This window comes from Gemmiger formicilis, from assembly GCF_018784445.1.
In the GTDB taxonomy this organism is placed as follows: Bacteria; Bacillota; Clostridia; order Oscillospirales; family Ruminococcaceae; genus Gemmiger.
On sequence record NZ_WQOH01000013.1, the window covers coordinates 1 to 210 of the forward strand.

Annotated in this window: 1 protein-coding gene; it reads left to right on the forward strand. The window is 51.9% G+C overall.

Translation table 11 applies throughout. The annotated features are described in order from the left end of the window. Positions 1–210 (forward strand): ribonucleotide-diphosphate reductase subunit beta (locus tag GPK89_RS04925; RefSeq protein WP_215691832.1); only part of this gene is annotated, 210 nt, incomplete at both ends.

Here is a 210-nt window from a genome sequence, read left to right on the forward strand (position 1 = left end):
GTGGAGCGCAATGACATCCTCTACCAATGGAAAACGGACGAGCATCTGCTGCGCCGCAACACCTTCATTGGGGACTGCTACAACGAGTTTCAGGAGCGGAAGGACGCTCCCACGCTGCTGCGCGTGATGATGGCGAACTATATTTTGGAGGGCATCTATTTTTACAGCGGCTTTATGTTCTTCTACAATCTCTCCCGAAACGGGAAGATG